This window comes from Jatrophihabitans sp., assembly GCF_036000465.1.
Taxonomy (GTDB): domain Bacteria; phylum Actinomycetota; class Actinomycetes; order Mycobacteriales; family Jatrophihabitantaceae; genus Jatrophihabitans.
In genome coordinates this window covers 17,945-33,535 of sequence record NZ_DASYFV010000004.1, presented here as the reverse complement: position 1 = coordinate 33,535, position 15,591 = coordinate 17,945, and the positions used below count along the sequence as shown (strand labels likewise).

The following is a 15,591-nucleotide window of genomic DNA, read 5'->3' as shown; positions in this document are numbered from 1 at the left end:
CTGTGGGACGATCGGGCGGTGACCAGCCGAGCCGCCGGTGCGCAGCGCCTGCAGGACCTCGCGCGGCTGCGCCGGGTGCGCGACCGCATCGATCGGGACTACGCGCAGCCCCTCGACGTCGAGGCCCTGGCCCGCGGCGTCCACATGTCGGCCGGACATCTGAGCCGCGAGTTCAGACTCGCCTACGGCGAATCGCCCTACGGCTACCTGATGACGCGGCGCATCGAGCGGGCGATGGCGCTGCTGCGCCGGGGCGATCTGTCGGTCACCGAGGTGTGCTTCGCGGTGGGTTGCTCGTCGCTGGGCACGTTCAGCACCCGCTTCAGCGAGCTCGTCGGCATGTCGCCGAGCATCTACAAGGCGCGGGCCGCGCTGGGGTCGGCCGGGTTGCCGTCGTGCGTCGTCAAGCAGGTCACCCGACCGGTCAGGAATCGAGAAGCGCCGCTCGTCGAGGCGCACCTAGCCTCATCGACATGACGAACAGCGACGACATCACCATCCACTCCAGCTTCCTGCCGCACGACGACCCGGAGGCGTCACTCGCGTTCTGGCGCGACACGCTCGGCTTCGAGGTCCGTCTCGACGTCGGCCAGGGCACGATGCGCTGGCTCACGGTCGGGCCGACCGGCCAGCCGAGCACGTCGATCGTGCTGCACCCGCCGGCGGTCGACCCGGGCATCACCGACGACGAGCGCCGGACCGTCACCGAGATGATGGCGAAGGGCACCTACGCGATCCTGGTCCTCGGCACGCACGACCTCGACGGCACCTTCGCCCGGCTGGAGGCCGGCGGCGCCGAGATCGTCCAGGAGCCGACGGTGCAGCCCTACGGCATCCGCGACTGCGCCGTCCGCGACCCCGCCGGCAACCTGATCCGCATCAACCAGCTGGCCTGAGCCGTCCGAGCAGGAGTGCCGATGATTCGCACGTCGTCCACGGGAGATCCGGCCGACCGCCATGACGTGATCCGGGTGCACGGGGCGCGCGTGAACAACCTCAAGGACGTCAGCATCGAGCTGCCGAAGCGACGCCTCACGGTCTTCACCGGCGTCTCCGGCTCGGGCAAGAGCTCGCTGGTGTTCGGGACGATCGCGGCCGAGTCGCAGCGGCTGATCAACGAGACCTACAGCGCCTTCGTGCAGGGGTTCATGCCGACGCTCGCCCGGCCCGACGTCGACGTGCTCGAGGGGCTGACGACGGCGATCATCGTCAGCCAGGAACGGCTCGGGGCCGACCCGCGCTCGACCGTCGGCACCGCCACCGACGCGAACGCGATGCTGCGCATCCTGTTCAGCCGGCTGGGCCGGCCGCACATCGGTCCGCCCCAGGCATTCTCGTTCAACGTCGCGTCGATCAGCGGTGCCGGCGCGGTGACCGTCGACAAGGGCGGCCGGAAGACCAAGGAGCGGCGCAGCTTCAGCATCCTCGGCGGCATGTGCTCGCGCTGCGAGGGCCGGGGCGCGGTCAACGACATCGACCTGACCGCGCTCTATGACGACACGAGGTCGCTCAACGACGGCGCGCTGACCATCCCGGGCTACAGCATGGAGGGGTGGTACGGCCGCATCTTCAGCGGCTGCGGGTTCTTCGATCCGGACAAGCCCATCGCGCGGTTCACCCGGCGCGAGCTGGACGACCTGCTGTACAAGGCGCCGACGAAGATCAAGGTCGACGGGATCAACCTCACCTACGAGGGGCTGATCCCCAAGCTCCGGCGATCGATCCTGGCGAAGGACGTCGACGCGCTGCAGCCGCACATCCGGGCGTTCGTCGAACGGGCGGTCACCTTCAGCACCTGCGCCGACTGCGGCGGAACCCGGCTGAGCCCGGAGGCGCGGTCGTCGAAGATCGCCGGCATCACCATCGCCGACGCCTGCGCGATGCAGATCAGCGATCTCGCGGCGTGGGTGCGCGAGCGGGAGGAGGCGTCGGTCGCTCCCCTGCTCGCGGCGCTGGGGGAGACCCTCGACTCCTTCGTCACGATCGGGCTGGGCTACCTCAGCCTGGACCGTCCGGCCGGCACGCTGTCGGGCGGCGAGGCGCAGCGCACCAAGATGATCCGGCACCTCGGCTCGTCGCTCACCGACGTCACCTACGTCTTCGACGAGCCGACGATCGGGCTCCACCCGCACGACATCCAGCGCATGAACGAGTTGCTGCGGCAACTGCGCGACAAGGGCAACACCGTGCTCGTCGTCGAGCACAAGCCCGAGGCGATCGCCATCGCCGACCACGTCGTCGATCTCGGGCCGGGCGCGGGCACCGAAGGCGGCGAGGTCGTGTTCGAGGGCACGGTGGACGGGCTGCGGGGGAGTGGCACCACAACCGGCAAGCACCTTGACGATCGAGCGCGGGTCAAATCGTCGGTACGTGCGGCGACCGGAGCGCTCGCGGTGCGCGGCGCACGGACGAACAACCTCAAGAGCGTCGACCTCGACCTGCCGCTCGGCGTGCTGTGCGTGATCACCGGCGTCGCCGGTTCGGGCAAGAGCTCGCTGATCCAGGGTTCGGTCGCCGGACGCGAAGGCGTCGTGACCATCGACCAGGGCACGATCCGCGGATCCCGGCGCAGCAACCCGGCCACCTACACCGGACTGCTCGAGCCGATCCGCAAGGCGTTCGCGAAGGAAAACGGCGTCACGGCGGCGCTGTTCAGCGCGAACTCCGAGGGGGCCTGCCCGAACTGCAACGGCGCCGGGGTCATCTTCAGCGATCTGGGGATGATGGCGGGCGTCGCGACGACCTGCGAGGTCTGCGAGGGCCGACGGTTCGACGCCGAGGTGCTCACCTACACCTTCGGCGGGAAGGACATCAGCGAGGTGCTGGCGCTGCCGGTCGCCGAGGCCGAGCAGTTCTTCGCCGACGGGCCAGCCGCCCTGCCGGCCGCGCACCGGATCCTCGGCCGGCTCGTCGACGTCGGGCTCGGCTACCTCAGCCTCGGCCAACCGCTCACCACGCTGTCCGGCGGTGAGCGCCAACGCATCAAGCTGGCCACGCACCTCGGCGAGAAGGGCGACGTCTTCGTCCTCGACGAGCCGACCACCGGCCTGCACCTCGCCGACGTCGAGCAACTGCTCGGCCTGCTCGACCGTCTGGTCGACGCGGGCCGCTCCGTCGTCGTCATCGAGCACCACCAGGCCGTCATGGCGCACGCCGACTGGATCGTCGACCTCGGCCCGGGCGCCGGCCACGACGGCGGCCGGGTCGTGTTCGAGGGCACGCCGGCCGACCTCGTCGCCGGCCGCTCCACGCTCACCGGCGAACACCTCGCCGCCTACGTCGCCGGCGGGTGAGTCCGCGCTAGGCGACGACCTCCACGCGGGCGCCCACGGCGTCGGACGCCCGGAGCAGCAGCGGGGCCTCGAAGCGTTCGGCGATGAGGCGGGCCGCGTCGGCCGGGTCCAGTCTCGTGTTCACCCAACAGGCGAGTCAGGACCGAGTAGGTCACGTCCACCCTGAAACAGCCTGCCGGTGCGCTCCCTATACCTGACATAACGTGATCGGGCAGATCGCCCGGCCTGCCGGTAGGGGCCCGACGGCGGCTCGCTGCGTCACCTGCTGCACCCAAGGGTCGAGCCGGCGGGTCGAGACATCGTTGGCCCGAGATCGACGGCGGATCTCGGGCCGACGCTGAACCAGTAACGGCAGGCGCTTGGGCGTGTCGTAACGCAGCTGCTTCAGGGTCGATGACGGGCGGGGTCGTCAGCGGCCTGGCTCGGGCATCTCGTTATTGCGCCGATAATGCACATTATGTCAATCAGCAGAATCTCGGCCCCGGCCCGCCCTCTCGCGCGAGAGGCCGTGCAACCGGGCCGGTCAGCATGCGCGGCCCGTCCTCGGTGACGGCGATGGTGTGCTCGAAGTGCGCGCCGCGGGAGCCGTCGGCGCTGCGCAGCGTCCAGCCGTCGTCGTCTACGAGGTAGGCGTCCTGACCGCCGGCGAGGAACCACGGTTCGATCGCGACGGTGAGCCCGGGCCGGAGCGTCAGGCCGCGCCCCGGGCGGCCGTCGTTGGCGATGTGCGGGCTCTCGTGCATCGTCCGGCCGACCCCGTGCCCGCCGAAATCGGTGTGCAGGCCGAGACCCGCCGCGCGGGCGATCCGACCGATCGCGGCCGAGATGTCGCCGATGCGCGCGCCGGGCTGCGCCGCGGCGATGCCCGCGGCGAGTGCGGCCTCGGTGCGCTCGAGCAGGTGCGCGTCGCCGGCGCTCGTGCGTCCGACACAGAAGGAGATGGCCGCGTCCCCCGTCCAGCCGTCGAGCGTGGCGCCGCAGTCGACGCTGAGCAGGTCGCCGTCGCGCAGCGCGTAGTGGCTGGGTGGGCCGTGCAGCACGGCGTCGTTGACCGACAGGCACACCACCCCCGGGTACGGGGCCGGGGCGAACGACGGCTGGTAACCGAGGAACGGCGAGCTCGCTCCCGCCTCGCGCAACACCGCGTGCGCCACCTCGTCGAGCTCGGTGAGCCGCACCCCCGGCCGGGCGGCGTCCCGCGTCGCCGCGAGCGCGCGGGCGACGACGGCGCCGGCTGCGGCCATCGCCTCGATCTCCCCTGCCGTCTTCAATGCGACCATCGTGCAGTACCCCTCGACCGTGATTGTTATACCGGCATTAGTATCACGGTCATGGTCCGCCCGATCCTCTCCCCCGCAGAACGCGAGCGCGGCCGGCGCCTTGGCGCCGCACTGCGCCAGGCCCGCGGCGAGCGCAGCATGGTCGAGGTCGCGTCGGCGGCCGGGGTCCCGGTCGAGACGCTGCGCAAGATCGAGACCGGGCGCATCGTCACGCCGGCGTTCTTCACCGTCGCCGCGCTCGGCGCCGCGCTCGGCCTCGATCTCGCCGCGCTCGTCGCCGAGGTCGCTGCCGAGGCCGACGCCGCCACGGCCTGACGAGATCCGGATTCCCGGACGCGGGACGTCCGCAATGCGTCCTATAGTCGCGGTGATCGTTCCCGAGTCGGACGGAGCCTGCGATGCCGCGCACCCCCCTCACCCCGCTGCCGGAACTGACGATCCGGGCCCTCGGGCCCGACACGTGGCCGGCGTTCGCGGCCCTGGTCGACCGCAACAACGGTGTCTGGGGCGGCTGCTGGTGCACCTGGTTCCACTGCGAGACGAACGGCGAGCGGCAGCTCGTCCGGGGTGACACCTATGAGTCGCACCGTGACTTCAAGAAGCAGCGCGTCGAGGCCGGCACGGCGCACGCGGCCCTCGTGTTCGACGGCGAGACCGCCGTGGGCTGGTGCGAATACGGGCCGCCCGACGAGCTGCCCGGCATCAAGTACCGCAAGGAGTACCTGACCACGACCGACGTGCGGCCCGACTACCGGATCACCTGCTTCTTCATGGACAAGGACTACCGCCGGCGGGGTGCCTCGGCGATCGCGCTCGACGGCGCGCTCGATCTCATCGCCGCGGCCGGGGGCGGTGTCGTCGAGAGCTACCCGCAGGACACCCGCGGCCAGAAGACCTCGGCGTCGTTCCTCTACAACGGCACCCGCAGCCTGTTCGAGCAGGCCGGCTTCGCGTTCGTGCGGAGCCTGGGGGCGAAGCACACGGTCATGACCAAGAGCGTGGCCCCGGCCGCGGGGTAGCCACCGGCGACGGGGAGGGGCGAACCCCTTCCCTTTCCAACGTATAGCGCGTCGGGGGGCTTGCGGCAAGACCCCGGTCGTGCCGCAGACTCCCCCGCCGAGGGTCCGTCCGCGCGCACCGGTTGCGGCGACCCCGTGACTGGAGCCGCTGACATGAACCCCCTGATCACGACCCCGTTCGCCCTGCCCGCCCGCCTCGCCGCCAAGGCCGACCCGACGCTGATCGCCGCCGACGAACGCCATTTCGCCGTCCTGGCCGACAGTCTCGCGCAGTCGATCGGGGAACTGTCCGAACGTCTCGACGCCGAGCGCCGCTCCCCCGGCGGCACCGGGCAGGAGGCGATGGACCGCGACCTCGAGGTGCACCGCCTGACCGCGCGCCTGCGCACCCTGCGCCGCTTCGGGCTGGACCTCTGCCTCGGCCATATCGTCCCGGCCGACGGCTCCGGGGCGATCTACATCGGACGCCTCGGACTCACCGACCGCGACGGTCGACGGCTGCTGTGCGACTGGCGCTCCCCCGCCGCCGAGCCGTTCTTCGGCGCGACGCACGGCGATCCGATGGGCCTGACGAGCCGGCGCCGCTACCGGTGGACCGGCGGTCGGATCACCGACTACTGGGACGAGCTGTTCGATCCGGACGGGTTGGCCGGACGCGCGGCACTCGACGACCAGTCAGCCTTCATCGCCAGCCTGTCCGGGGCCAGGTCGTCCCGGATGCGAGACGTACTGGCCACGATCCAGTCCGACCAGGACGCGATCATCCGGGCCGGCGCGCGGGGCACGCTCGTCGTCGACGGCGGCCCCGGAACGGGCAAGACCGTGGTCGCGCTGCACCGCTCGGCCTACCTGCTCTACGCCGACCCGCTGCTCGGCCACCATCGCGGCGGCGTGCTGTTCGTCGGGCCGCACCAGCCCTACCTCGACTACGTCGCCGACGTGCTGCCCGGCCTCGGCGAGGAGGGCGTGCAGACCTGCACGGTGCGCGACCTCGTTCCCGAGGGCGCGGCGGCGGTGATCGAGGCCGATCCGGAGGTCGCCCGGTTGAAGTCGTCGGCCCGGCTCGTCGGGGCGATCGAGAAGGCGGTCGCGATCTACGAGGAAGCGCCCACCCGCGCCCGGACCGTGGCGACCGAGTGGGCCGACGTCCGCCTCGGTGCCGCCGACTGGGCCGAGGCGTTCGCGGCGGCCGAGCCCGGGACGCCGCACAACGAGGCCCGCGAGTCGATCTGGGCCGAACTGCTCGACCTCGTCGCCGACCGGCACGACGAGGGGGTGCCGGCCGAGCAGCTGCGGGCCTCGCTCGAGCGCAATCGCGAGCTCCGCGCGATGCTGACCGATGCCTGGCCGCTGCTGGAGCCGACCGATGTCGTGGCCGATCTGTGGTCGGTGCCGGCCTACCTGCGCGCGTGCGCCCCCTGGCTCGCGCCGGAGGAGATCCGGGCGCTGCAGCGCGAGCCCGGGCGGCCCTGGACCGTGTCCGACCTGCCGTTCCTCGACGCCGCCCGCGCCCGGCTGGGCGACCCGCGAGCCGAGCAGCGCCGGCGACGGCGCGCGGCCGAGCTCGGCGCCGAGCGCGCCCGCATGGCCCGGGTCATCGACGACCTGCTCCAGGTACCCGACGAGGACGGCATGATGGCCCAGCTGCGCCAGCACGGCATCCGCCAGGCGCTCGAGGACGAGAGCGTCCTCCCCGGCGCGGCGATCGACCGCCTCGCCGGCCCGTTCGCGCACGTGCTCGTCGACGAGGCCCAGGAGCTCACCGACGCCGAGTGGCAGATGATCCTGCTCCGCTGCCCGTCCCGCAGCCTGACTGTCGTCGGGGATCGCGCCCAGGCCCGGCACGGCTTCGCCGAGACCTGGTCGCAACGTCTCGGCCGGATCGGGCTCGACCAGGTCACCCAGGCCTCGCTGACGATCAACTACCGGACGCCCGAGGAGGTCATGGCCGAGGCCGAGCCGGTGATCCGGGCCGTGCTGCCCGACGCGAACGTGCCGACCTCGGTCCGCTGGAGCGGCATCCCGGTCAGGTACGCCGAAGCGTCGGAGCTCGCGTCGGTCGTCGCCACCTGGCTCGCGGCCAACGACGACGGGATCGCCTGTGTCATAGGCGATCCCGCGTTCCCGCCGACCGAGCGAGTCCGGTCGTTGACGCCCGAACTGGCCAAGGGGCTCGAGTTCGACCTGGTCGTGCTCGTCGACCCGGCGGCGTTCGGCGACGGCATCGAGGGGGCGGTCGACCGCTACGTCGCGATGACCCGCGCGACCCGCCAACTGGTGATCGTCAGGACCGCCCGGCCGCAGTACGATCCGGACAACTGACTCATTTCACCTCCAGGACGGAACCCCGGATGCCCGCACGCCTGGCCACCCCGCTCGCCGCGCTCGCGACCCTGCTGACTGCCCTCGCCCTCGCTACGCCGGCCTCGGCCGCCACCTCGGGCTACATCGAGCACGGCAGCGACGACCCGGTCAGCGCCGCTCCCGCGGTCACCCGTCCCGACACCGCGCACTGCACCGTCACCCTGGCGAAGGACTTCCCGTCCAACGACGCGAGCGGTGCGCCGCAGTCCTACACCGGCCGACTCACTCCCCCGGCCGCCTGCCCGGGCCCGTGGGCCAAGGTCGTGCTCGACTCGACCACCACGGTGAGCGGTCGCCAGTACGACCGCTCGGGCAGCCTGCAGGTCGGCGGCGACACCATCTGGTTCGGCACGACGCAGGAGCCGGCGGGCGCGACGCCGACGACCTTCTCGTTCAGCAAAGACGTCACCCGCTACTCGGCGCTGTTCCGCGCACCGCAGGCGTACAGCGGTGGCTACGGCAATTACACGAGCTCGGTCTACACCGGTGTCTACTCGCAGACCGTCACGCTCACCTACTACCGCGCCGATGCCACGCACCCGGCGCCCGTGGTTCCCGACGTCGTGCGCGGTGTGTCGATCGCCGACCTCAACCCGGGCACCCCCGGCCGCACGGTCACGCTGTCGGGCCTCCCCCGCAACATCACCCGGGCCGATCTCGAGGTGACGCTCAAGGGCAACGGGTGCGACGAGCAGTGGTTCACCGCCGTGCCCGACGAGGTCGCGGCAAGGTTCCCCGGTGCCGGGCTCTGCGCCGCCGGGCCGTTCCGCGAGGCGTCCTTCGCCGTCGACGGCACCCCGGCCGGCGCCGTCAACACCTACCCGCACATCTACAGCGGCGGCATCGTGCCCACCCTGTGGCGCCCCGTCCTCGCCATCGACACGTTGGACCTGCGGCCGGAGAACCTGGACCTGTCTCCCTTCGCCGGGAGGCTCGTCGACGGCCGGGATCACCAACTGACGACGACCATCTCGCCGATCGGCGACACCTGGAACGTGACGGCGACGCTGTTCCTCTACACCGACCACCACCGCGCCCGGACGTCCGGCGCGCTCACGCGGGACACGGTGGCTCCGGCGGCGGTCACGCACACCAGTTCGTCCCCGATCACCGATGGTCAGAAGTACGACGTCACCGGCAACCGCGCCGACACCGTGGCCGGCTACGTCGACACCTCGGCCGGACGCATCGACACCCGCGACACCTACCGGCGGACCTACACCCAGAGCGGCCGGGTGACCGACAACGGGCTGGTGCAGTCGATCGACCAGACCGACCGCGTTGTGCAGTCCTCGGTGTCGACGCGCGGAGCGCAGGTCGTGCGCAGCTCGTCCCTCGCCGAGTCCTACCCGATCTCGGTCGACTTCTCGGCCGCGCAGTACGTCGACGACCAGAACTTCTCGCTCGAGGGCACGGTCGACATGGGGCAGGACGTCGCGAGCGTGGTGCACGACGGTGCCGCCCGCGCGATCCGGGGCTGGAGCTGGGACGTCGACTCGTACGGCATCCTGGCCCGCTCGGCCGGCGTGACCAGCGGGTCCGACGGCCACTCGCGAACCGCCTACGCCGGCACCGACGACCTGGGGCGCCCGTATCACCGCGCGATCACGACCGACCACGGCCGGGTCGTCACGGACACGGGAGTGTGAGCGCGTCCGCGGGGGCATTCATGGGGTCCTGATAGTGAAAACAGAGGCGGCCGTGGCGAGGCTGATCGGCGAGACACGAACACCGCCGAGGCCCCAGGTCATCCGACCGCGTCGGGGCGCTGATGAAGGAGATCGACCCATGACGGGTGTCCGTACCGAATCCCCGACCCTGCCGCAGACCCTGGCCCGACGGGCGAACACCCACCTGGGCGTCCGCCTTGCCGCCGCCGCCCTGCTCGTGGCAGTTGCCTACATCCACTTCGCCGATCAGGGCTTCCTGGCCTTCGCCAAGGATCCGGCATACCTCCAGGTGTGTTACGTGATCGTCGAGGTCCTGGCCCTGCTCGGCGCTGTCGGGGTCCTCGCCCATCCCGCGCGCGGCACGTGGCTGCTCGCTCTCGGCTGCGCCGCCGGGCCGCTCGTGGCGTTCGTCCTCACCCGGACCATCGGCCTGCCGAACGCCACCGACGACATCGGCAACTGGGGCGAGCCGCTGGCCGTCGCGTCGCTGGTCGTCGAGGGGCTGCTGCTGCTCATCGCCCTCGCCGAGCTGAACCGACTCGCCCGCACGCCGGTCTGATCGTCACGCGCGCAACCGCTCCCGCAGCCCGGCCGCCATCCCGGCGATCGTCGCCGCGTCGAACAAGCCACCGGCGGTCTCGGCCAGGCGGACGTGCTTCACCGGTCCGAGCCGCAGCCGCAGATGGACCCGGGTCCGCGCCGTCGGCAACGGGGTCAGCGTGATCGCCCACGAGAGGTGCACGCGACCCCGCTGCGACCGGAACACGAGCGTCGTCGGCGGGTCGAGGACCGCCAACTCGAAGGTGGCGTGGGCGCCGCCGTAATCGGGGACGACGTCACCCACCTGTAGCTGCTGCCACCGTGGCTCGATCCGGCGCGCCGCCCGGTTGCCGGGGGGGAGCAACCGCTCGACGCGGCGCGGCAGGTACCACCCGGCGCGGCCCTTGCCGAGCTGCACGAGCCAGGGCCAGACGTCCGCCGGTTCGGCGTCCACGACGAACGCGCGGTCCATCACGACGTCGGCCGCGGCGACGATGTCGTCGCCGGCGACACCGGCCGCGACCTCGTCCGGCCCGGCAGCAATGCTCGCGAACGGTCGGCGCACGCCTCCATTGTGCCGATCGGGGGCCGCTACGTCCCGGTGTCGGTGCGGACGTGCTCGACCAGGTCGGCCACGGCGAGCTGGAAGTAGCCCGAGCGGTCCTTCCAGAAATCCGAGTGCCGGCCCGGGGAGGAGTACGTCGTGTCGCCCGGTGCCCGGTCGAACAGCGGCGGATCCGGGCTGTGCCACTCCCAGGCGGCCGGGCCCGTCACCGGCGGGGCGGCGATGAGGTCGTCGGGTTGCACGGGCGCCGTCGACGTCGTCGGCAGCTGCGGCCCGGGCCCGGCCGTCACCTGGCCGCCGAGGTAGTCGGTGTAGCGCCAGAGGTTGCGCCACCTGGGCCCGGCGCCCGACGGCGCGGTGAGGATCGCCTGCACCTCGGCCAGCTCGGCCGGACCGAAGTACACCGGGAAGTACCGGCCGTACAGGCGGCGCAGCACGCAGCCGAAGGTCAGGAAGCCGAGATGGTCGATCACGCCCGTCTCGGCCGCCGCGAGCTGGTCGAAGGTGCGCAGCTGGCGCAGCGTGGCCGCGCTGATGACGGTGCCCTGACTGTGCGCGGACAGCACGATCGGCGCGTCCTTCGAGCGGAGGTGCTGGTCGGTGAGGAAGGTGACGAGGTCGGGCACGGTGCGCTCGGCGTAGCAGGGGGCCGCGAGGGGATGGCTGGCCCGCGGCCAGAACGAGGCGACGTCCCAGAGGATGCCGACGCTGCGACGGGTCGCCGGCACGCGGAACGCCAGGGCACCCAACGACACGATCCCGAGCAGCGTGGATACCGCAAGGTATGCTCCGATCCCGCCGAGCCCGGCGGGTGATCGCCAGCCCGTGCCGTGGCCGAACAGGACGACCGGGGCCTGCCCCCCGGTGCTCAGCAGGATGCCGCCGAAGAAGATCACGATCGCGAGTCCGAACAGCACGAGCGGGCCGATGAGCAGCGGGGCCTTGTCGACGAGCGAGCCCAGGAACATGTCTCGCCGGATCGACACGGCCCGGCGACGGTTCTCGCCGAGCGGATCCGGCCCGGTCGGGACGGCGTAATCCAGCGACAGTGCGCCGGCGTGCCCCGGCTGCCGGGCGTAGCGCGACCCGGCGACGACGGCCAACACGAGGACGAGCAGGAGCACGAAGAACACGGCGATCGTGTAGGCAACGCTCGCCGTCGCCACCGCGGCCGGCAGCACGAAGTACCGGTGCGTCGCCGACACGTCGGCGAAGCCGGGCTTCACCGACCCGGTGTGCAGCCAGGTCGCCGCGAAGATGTACGCGCCCGCGCCGAACGTCGCGGCCAGGAGGACGCCCAGCGCGGCGAACACCCACGTGCCCAGGCCGAACAGGCCCGGCGCGAGCGGCTGGTGCGGCGGGGGCGGAGCCGGCGTGGCCCCCCGCGCCGCCAGGCCGACGGGGACGCCGAGCCCGAGCAGCAGGCCGAGCGCGACGGCACAGGTGGCCAGGATGGTCGGCGCGTAGTAGGGCAGGCCGCCGAGGGGCAGGCGCTCCGCCCCCGCGCCGAGGAAGCGGCCGTCGATCCACGTGTCGGCGACGAGCAGGCCGAGGATCTCGGCGATGCCGGTGGCGGCCAGCAGGATCCAGATCGCCCGGGATGCGAGATGCCAGCGCGACGAAGCCCGGTGCCCGGTGTAGCTGTTGACGCCGAGCACGATCACGGCGTAGGTGAGGATCGCCGCCGGCACGACGGCGACCCACGCGTACCGGGTTGTCGCGATCACGGTCAGCAGCACGACGGCGTAGCCGCTCTGCATGTGGATCGCCCGCAGCCGCCGCACCTGGTTCGCATTGCGCCACATCAGCTGCGACTCGAGCGGCACCTCGATGTCGTCGACGTCCGGCTCGTCGTTGAGATCGGTCTCGGTGACGGCACCCCCCACGTCGGCGATGGTGCGCTCGTAGCGGTTCGCGGTCCGGGTGGACGTGTACCAGATCAGCGTCAGCAACAGGGTCGGCACCGCGGCGCCGATGAGCAGCATGGTCTCGGGCTTGAGGTGATGCGCGGCCGAGAGGCCGTTGAAGATCCAGCCCGGCGCCGCCTTCGTGCACGACCGGCCGCCGACGCACTGCCAGCCGATGAGGTCCTCCCCCACGCCCACGCCGACCAGGACGAACAGGACGGTGAGCGTCAGCGAAATGAGGCGGCACAGGTACCAGATCAGCCAGGTGCAGAAGCCTTTGGCCGGCGCCCCCGGCGGCCGGGAGCGGGGCGCGACGTTGAGCAGCGTGAACGGCAGCAGCGCCAGCCACAGGGCGCGGGCGGGCGAACCCGAGGTCAGGCCGCCCCAGCTGTACCCGACCAGGGACGCCGCCGTCGGTCGGGTGGGGGCGCACACGTCGGGCGCGGCGTCCGGTCGCTCGGCCGGCCGGCGCGGCACGTAGAAGCCGGCGATGGCGTTGCCGCCGATCTGGTGCACGAGCGGCCGGTCCAGCAGGTCCTCCGGCGGGGTGCCGGACACGCCGTGCACCCGCAACTCGATCGCCCCGGCCGGCGTCGCTTCGCCCCCCGCGCCCATGACGTCAGCGATGCCAGCGCGAACCGAGCGAGGTCAGCCGGGACCCGTCCTGCTCGGACTGCTCGACGAAGAGGCGACGGATCTCCGGCGCGGCCCTGCGCTGGTCGCGGGTGGCCGCCTTGCCGTTCAGCATCGCCCGCAGCGTGAACGCCACCCGGACGAAGCCCGGCAGGAAGATGCGGTGTCGCCGCTCGGCGAACGCGTCCGCGATCGGGCCGACGATCGCATCGACCGGATAGGTCTTGGCGAACGGCGGCCGCAGCGACCGGCGCAGTCGCTGGAACGCGAGTGACTCGGCGTCGGCCTCGTTGACCATGTCCGTGGCGATCCAGGTCGGATGCAGGGTGCCGACGTCGACCCCTTGGTGCTCGACCTCGATGCGCAGCGAGTTGGCGAACGCCTCCACCCCGGCCTTGGACGCTCCGTACGCCGACATCATCGGCCCGTGGACGAAGCTGGCGAGCGATGCGGTGATCGCGACGTAGCCCTCCGCGGCCAGCACGGCGTCCAGCGCGGCCCGGACGGTGTTGTACGCGCCGAGCAGGTTCACCTGGATGACCCGGGCCCAGATGTCGGGGTCGACCAGCTCGACCGGGCCGCCGGCGCCGATGCCCGCGTTCGCCCACACGATGTCGAGCCGGCCGTGCCGTTCGAGCACGGTCGCGACCGCGGCGGCGCAGGCCTCGAAGTCGGTGACGTCGACAACGACGGTGGAGGCCGACGGGATCGTCGTCGCCGTCGCCTTCAGGGCGGTCTCGTCGATGTCGGCCAGCACCGGGATCGCGCCCCGGCGGGCGAGCTCGGCGGCGACGTTCGCGCCGATGCCGCGCGCGCCACCGGTGATCAGGACGACCTTGCCGCTGAGTTGCCAGTCGCGTCGCGTCATCGGCCTTTCCTACACCTGCCGGAGGCGGCGCGACAGGTACGAGCCGGGCGGGTCAGGCCGCTCCGGGTCCGAGCAGGCCGAAGCGACCGGCGAGATCGTCGAACGAGCCGTCCTCGTGCGCTGCCACCAGATCGGCCGCGAGGTCACGGAGCTTGACGTTGTGGTGCTGCGAGGCCTGGCGCAGCAGGTCGAACGCGCCGCTGGCGTCGAGGTCGCGCTGGACCATGAGCAGTCCCTGGGCCTGACCGATCGTCGACCGGGTGCGCAGGGACGAGCGCAGGTTGTCGACCAGGCTGCGACAGTCGGAGTAGAGCGTCGCGTTGTCGAGCACCGCGCCGGCGTAGGCGGCGAAGAGCTGGACGAGGTCGAAGGACGCCTCGCCGAACTCGCTCGGCGTGGTCGACAGCAGGGTCAGCGTGGCGTTCGGCTCGGCGGTGCCGGCCAGCGGCAGCACCAGGGCGGAGTGGAAGCCGTCGTTGCGCAGTTCGGCGCTGAACGCCGGCCAGCGGGTGTCGGAGCGGGTGTCGGTCAGCCGGCGCGGCTCGCGGTAGGTGAAGGCGTCGCCGATCGGGCCGAGCTCGATCGGTGCGCTCCCCTTCGGCTGCCAGGTGCCGGCGACGGTCTCGATGGTGTTCGTCGCGGCGGCGGAGATGAACGCCGCATCGCAGCCGGGCACGCTGTGCACGAGTCGCGAGACGTAGCGGCTGAGGCTCGTCGTGACGTCGTCGTCGGCGAGCAGCCGGGTGACCTCGGCCAGCTCCTCCGAGACCGACAAGAGCTCCTGCGTGTCCATGGTGAAAGACCCCCCGTCTTCCAGCGCTGTCGAGCACTGTCGAACTCCCCTACCGGCATCGCAGAGCGTACGGGGATTTAACCCCGGTTGGGTCGACCGCCACCGAGGGCTTCGATCGCGTAACATTCCGCAGGCGGTTACGCAGTCAGCCGCGGTTCCGTCCTGCCGGGCGGAGCCGTCTCCTGACGCCGAGGATCCATGCTCCCGCACCCTCAGAATCCAGGTTCGTGCGCCGCCCCGCCGGTGGTCCCCGGTGTCGCGCCGTTCGCGGTCGACGTGCAGCCCCACGCCCCGGGCGTGCTGGTCGCGCGGGTCCAGGGCGACCTCGACTACCTCGTCGCGCCGACCCTGCGCCGGCGCCTGCTCGAGCGCCTCGGGGCATCCGTCCCCGTGCTGGTGGTCGATCTGAGCCTGGTCACCCTGCTCAGCGCCGCCGCGATCCAGGTGCTGCTCACCCTCCACGAGATGGCGCCCGAGCACGGCGTCGAGGTGCGTCTCGTCGCCGCCAACCGGGCCGTCCTGCGCCCGTTGCAGCTCACCGGGGTCGATGCCCACCTGCCCCTGCACGCGACGATCGACGACGCCACCCGCCCGTCCTGACGCGCCCGCGCGTTCCGGTTGACAGCCCTCGGGTGCTCCCCCATAGTCGGAGCGTTACT

Annotated in this window: 14 protein-coding genes; 9 read left to right on the top strand and 5 right to left on the bottom strand. The window is 72.0% G+C overall.

The window, feature by feature from the left end; translation table 11 throughout:
* Positions 1-18: 18 nt before the first annotated feature.
* Genes VGN18_RS00415 through VGN18_RS00405 form a run of 3 tightly spaced genes read left to right on the top strand, consistent with a single transcriptional unit; the run spans position 19 to position 3,293 of the window.
* Entirely contained in the window at positions 19-477 is a 459-nt protein-coding gene (locus VGN18_RS00415) for a helix-turn-helix transcriptional regulator (RefSeq protein WP_327537636.1), read from the top strand.
* Positions 474-896 (top strand): VOC family protein, encoded by a 423-nt coding sequence (locus tag VGN18_RS00410; protein ID WP_327537635.1) that lies wholly within the window; start codon positions 474-476, stop codon positions 894-896. Before VGN18_RS00415 ends, VGN18_RS00410 begins: the two co-directional genes overlap by 4 nt.
* A 21-nt stretch (positions 897-917) precedes the next feature.
* Positions 918-3,293, top strand: coding sequence for an excinuclease ABC subunit UvrA (locus VGN18_RS00405; RefSeq protein WP_327537634.1), 2,376 nt, complete (start codon positions 918-920; stop codon positions 3,291-3,293).
* A gap of 464 nt (positions 3,294-3,757) precedes the next feature.
* Here VGN18_RS00405 and map read toward each other — a convergent pair whose 3' ends face one another.
* Entirely contained in the window at positions 3,758-4,573 is an 816-nt protein-coding gene (gene map / locus VGN18_RS00400) for a type I methionyl aminopeptidase (RefSeq protein WP_327537633.1), read from the bottom strand.
* Between the two features lie 51 nt (positions 4,574-4,624).
* Between map and VGN18_RS00395 the strand changes: the two genes are divergently transcribed.
* The 5 genes from VGN18_RS00395 (at position 4,625) to VGN18_RS00375 (ending at position 10,185) form a co-directional block, all read left to right on the top strand.
* Complete coding sequence (locus tag VGN18_RS00395; RefSeq protein WP_327537632.1) at positions 4,625-4,888, top strand: helix-turn-helix domain-containing protein; 264 nt, start codon at positions 4,625-4,627, stop codon at positions 4,886-4,888.
* Between the two features lie 83 nt (positions 4,889-4,971).
* Positions 4,972-5,592, top strand: a complete 621-nt coding sequence (locus tag VGN18_RS00390) for a hypothetical protein (RefSeq protein WP_327537631.1) — start codon at positions 4,972-4,974, stop codon at positions 5,590-5,592.
* Between the two features lie 153 nt (positions 5,593-5,745).
* The gene (helR, locus tag VGN18_RS00385; RefSeq protein WP_327537630.1) at positions 5,746-7,914 is read left to right on the top strand and encodes an RNA polymerase recycling motor ATPase HelR; all 2,169 of its coding nucleotides are present in this window, start codon (positions 5,746-5,748) and stop codon (positions 7,912-7,914) included.
* A 29-nt stretch (positions 7,915-7,943) separates the two neighbouring features.
* Complete coding sequence (locus VGN18_RS00380) at positions 7,944-9,605, top strand: peptide-N4-asparagine amidase (RefSeq protein WP_327537629.1); 1,662 nt, start codon at positions 7,944-7,946, stop codon at positions 9,603-9,605.
* Between the two features lie 139 nt (positions 9,606-9,744).
* Complete coding sequence (locus tag VGN18_RS00375; RefSeq protein ID WP_327537628.1) at positions 9,745-10,185, top strand: hypothetical protein; 441 nt, start codon at positions 9,745-9,747, stop codon at positions 10,183-10,185.
* Positions 10,186-10,188: 3 nt separating this feature from the next.
* On the opposite strand, the gene VGN18_RS00370 is transcribed toward VGN18_RS00375, so the two are convergent.
* The 4 genes from VGN18_RS00370 to VGN18_RS00355 are packed head-to-tail and all read right to left on the bottom strand — an operon-like array spanning position 10,189 to position 14,932.
* Positions 10,189-10,731 carry an SRPBCC family protein gene (locus VGN18_RS00370; RefSeq protein ID WP_327537627.1) on the bottom strand — a complete coding sequence of 181 codons (543 nt, stop codon included), beginning with the start codon at positions 10,729-10,731 and terminating at the stop codon, positions 10,189-10,191.
* 26 nt (positions 10,732-10,757) lie between these two features.
* The gene (locus VGN18_RS00365) at positions 10,758-13,253 is read right to left on the bottom strand and encodes a hypothetical protein (RefSeq protein WP_327537626.1); all 2,496 of its coding nucleotides are present in this window, start codon (positions 13,251-13,253) and stop codon (positions 10,758-10,760) included.
* Between the two features lie 4 nt (positions 13,254-13,257).
* Positions 13,258-14,139, bottom strand: a complete 882-nt coding sequence (locus VGN18_RS00360; RefSeq protein ID WP_327537625.1) for a short-chain dehydrogenase/reductase — start codon at positions 14,137-14,139, stop codon at positions 13,258-13,260.
* 52 nt (positions 14,140-14,191) lie between these two features.
* Entirely contained in the window at positions 14,192-14,932 is a 741-nt protein-coding gene (locus VGN18_RS00355; protein ID WP_327537624.1) for a GAF and ANTAR domain-containing protein, read from the bottom strand.
* A gap of 198 nt (positions 14,933-15,130) precedes the next feature.
* Here VGN18_RS00355 and VGN18_RS00350 point away from each other — a divergent pair, with 198 nt between their 5' ends.
* The gene (locus tag VGN18_RS00350; RefSeq protein WP_327537623.1) at positions 15,131-15,532 is read left to right on the top strand and encodes an STAS domain-containing protein; all 402 of its coding nucleotides are present in this window, start codon (positions 15,131-15,133) and stop codon (positions 15,530-15,532) included.
* The last annotated feature ends 59 nt before the right edge of the window (positions 15,533-15,591 follow it).